The organism is Mesorhizobium sp. M7A.F.Ca.CA.002.04.1.1, assembly GCF_004022805.1.
GTDB lineage: Bacteria > Pseudomonadota > Alphaproteobacteria > Rhizobiales > Rhizobiaceae > Mesorhizobium > Mesorhizobium ciceri.
Genome location: NZ_RZPL01000701.1, coordinates 1 through 2,932, shown reverse-complemented (window position 1 = coordinate 2,932; position 2,932 = coordinate 1). Strand labels below are relative to the sequence as shown.

The following is a 2,932-nucleotide window of genomic DNA, read 5'->3' as shown; positions in this document are numbered from 1 at the left end:
GTCCGGCGGCAGCGACTCGACCGCCCTGCTACTTCTTCTCAAACACCATCTCGAACGTCGGGCGCCGGCAACCAGGCTGCTGGCGGTGACGATCGACCACGGTTTGCGGTCCGGTTCGGCTGCGGAAGCGCAAACAGTGGCGAAGCTGTGCGCCAGGCTCGGAATTTCACACCGCATCCTGACATGGTCGGGTCCAAAGCCATCGACCGGTCTGCCCGCCGCCGCTCGCGAGGCGCGCTACCGGCTGCTAGCCGAGGCGGCACAAGCGGAAGGCATCGGCATGATCCTCACCGGCCATACCGCCGACGACCAGGCGGAAACGGTGCTGATGCGGCACGCGCGGGACGAGGGCCAAGGCCATGCCGGCATGGCCGGCCGGGGACTTGCCGGCATGGCGCCGGCCACCCTCTATGACTGGCGCATTTGGATCGTGCGGCCGCTCCTCGGCGTGCGGCGCGCGGCATTGCGCGACGTCCTGCGCCGTCAAAATGTCGGCTGGGCTGACGATCCGACCAATGACGACGCGGCTTTCGAGCGGCCGCGTGTGCGGGCCGCACTTGCCGGCGAGAGTGTCGAGCATGTGAAGGGCATGTTGATGCTCGCGGGCCAGGCCGCCCTCGAGCGCAGGCAGCTTGGCGCCAGCGCAGCCGGTTTGATCGATGGCTTCGCCAGCCAGCCAGCCATCGGCCTCATCCGCCTCGACCCGTGCCTGCTCTCCTCCGGTGACGAGCAGGCGGCCGTCTATGCGTTGCGCATCCTTCTGGCCACGACCGGCGGGATTGCCTTCCTGCCGGATCAGGCCCGCAGCGAGGCTCTGTTCGGTCGGCTGAGGGCTGGATTTCTTTGCGCCACATTGTCGCGGACGGTTGTCGATTCCCGGCGCTCCGGCATATTCCTGCGCCGCGAGGCGCGCGGACTGCCCGCCGCCGCTGCCGCCACCGGCAGCACCCTGTGGGACGGCCGCCGGCACATCACATTGAACGACAGCAGCAGCGCATTGTTGATTGCCCCGTTAGGCACGGCAGCGGCGAAACGGCTCGCGACGGGTGAAGGAAAAACCCCGTCGAGCCTGATGCGCGCCGCGCTCGCGGCCGAACCGGCGGTGTGGCAGGCCGGTGAATGCCTTGGTTTGCCTGGATATGGACTGAAGTCCGCGACGGTGGAAGTGCGGCCGGTCGTTGCCCCCTTCGGCCGCTTCCTGCCATCCTTCGACCTAGCGCTGGCGCGGGCCGTCGCCGGGCTGATTGGCGCGGCCCCGGTCCCGCCCTTGCCTTTCAGCGGCCACAGTGCCGGCTGAGGGTTGCGCGAAAGCTTAACCCAGACGTGCTGTTCTGCTTGGCAAGGGGGGACGCTCTCCCTATGTTAGGCGCAAGTTTCCTCTCATGACGCGTGTCCGCCTCGCGGACGCCAACGGGACAATTGATGAATCCGAACTATCGCAACCTCGCGCTCTGGGCGATCATAGCGGTCCTGCTCATAGCCCTGTTCAATTTGTTCCAGACGCCGCAGACGCGAGGGGCTTCCAGCGATGTGCCTTATTCGCAGTTCCTGCAGGATGTCGCGGCGGGGCGGGTCAAGACGGTGACCATTGCTGGCGCTCGTATCAGCGGCACCTACACCGACAATTCCAGCGGTTTCCAGACCTATTCGCCCGGCGATCCTTCGCTGGTCTCGCGGCTGCAGGACAAGAACGTCACCATCAATGCACGGCCTGAAACGGACGGTTCCAATTCGCTGTTCGGCTATTTGATCTCCTGGCTGCCGATGATCCTCATCCTCGGCGTCTGGATATTCTTCATGCGCCAGATGCAGTCCGGCTCCGGCCGCGCGATGGGCTTCGGCAAATCGAAGGCCAAGCTGCTCACCGAAGCGCATGGCCGCGTCACTTTCCAGGACGTTGCCGGCGTCGACGAAGCCAAGGAAGATCTGGAAGAGATCGTCGAGTTCCTGCGCGATCCGCAGAAGTTCCAGCGGCTCGGCGGCAAGATTCCGCGCGGCGTGCTGCTCGTCGGCCCTCCGGGAACCGGCAAGACGCTGCTCGCGCGCTCGGTTGCCGGCGAAGCCAATGTGCCGTTCTTCACCATTTCCGGTTCTGACTTCGTCGAGATGTTCGTCGGCGTCGGTGCAAGCCGCGTCCGCGACATGTTCGACCAGGCCAAGAAGAACGCGCCCTGCATCATCTTCATTGACGAAATCGACGCAGTCGGCCGTCATCGCGGCGCCGGCCTCGGCGGCGGCAATGACGAACGCGAGCAGACGCTGAACCAGCTGCTGGTCGAGATGGACGGTTTCGAATCCAACGAAAGCATCATCCTGATCGCTGCCACCAACCGGCCCGACGTGCTCGATCCGGCACTGCTCAGGCCAGGCCGCTTCGACCGCCAGGTCGTGGTGCCGAACCCTGACATCGTCGGCCGCGAGAAGATCCTCAAGGTGCATGTGCGCAACGTGCCGCTGGCGCCCAACGTCGACCTCAAGGTGATCGCGCGCGGCACGCCTGGCTTCTCCGGCGCCGACCTGATGAACCTCGTCAACGAATCCGCGCTGATGGCGGCACGACGCAACAAGCGCCTCGTCACCATGGCTGAATTCGAGGACGCTAAGGACAAGATCATGATGGGCGCCGAGCGCCGCTCGTCGGCCATGACGCAGGCCGAGAAGGAACTGACCGCCTACCATGAGGCCGGCCACGCCATCCTCGCGCTCAACGTGCCGTCGGCCGATCCGCTGCACAAGGCCACCATCATCCCGCGCGGCCGTGCACTCGGCATGGTCATGCAGTTGCCCGAAGGCGACCGCTATTCGATGAGCTACAAATACATGATCTCGCGGCTCGCCATCATGATGGGCGGCCGTGTCGCCGAGGAGTTCAAGTTCGGCAAGGAGAACATCACCTCCGGAGCTTCTTCGGATATCGAGCAGGCGACCAAGC

General features: G+C 65.2%; 2 protein-coding genes. Both read left to right on the top strand.

The annotated features are described in order from the left end of the window. Positions 1-1,297: tRNA lysidine(34) synthetase TilS (gene tilS / locus ENZ75_RS27045; RefSeq protein WP_128278445.1), on the top strand; the 1,297-nt coding region annotated here is incomplete at its 5' end. A gap of 125 nt (positions 1,298-1,422) precedes the next feature. Then, positions 1,423-2,932: ATP-dependent zinc metalloprotease FtsH (gene ftsH, locus ENZ75_RS27040; RefSeq protein ID WP_164888029.1), on the top strand; the 1,510-nt coding region annotated here is incomplete at its 3' end.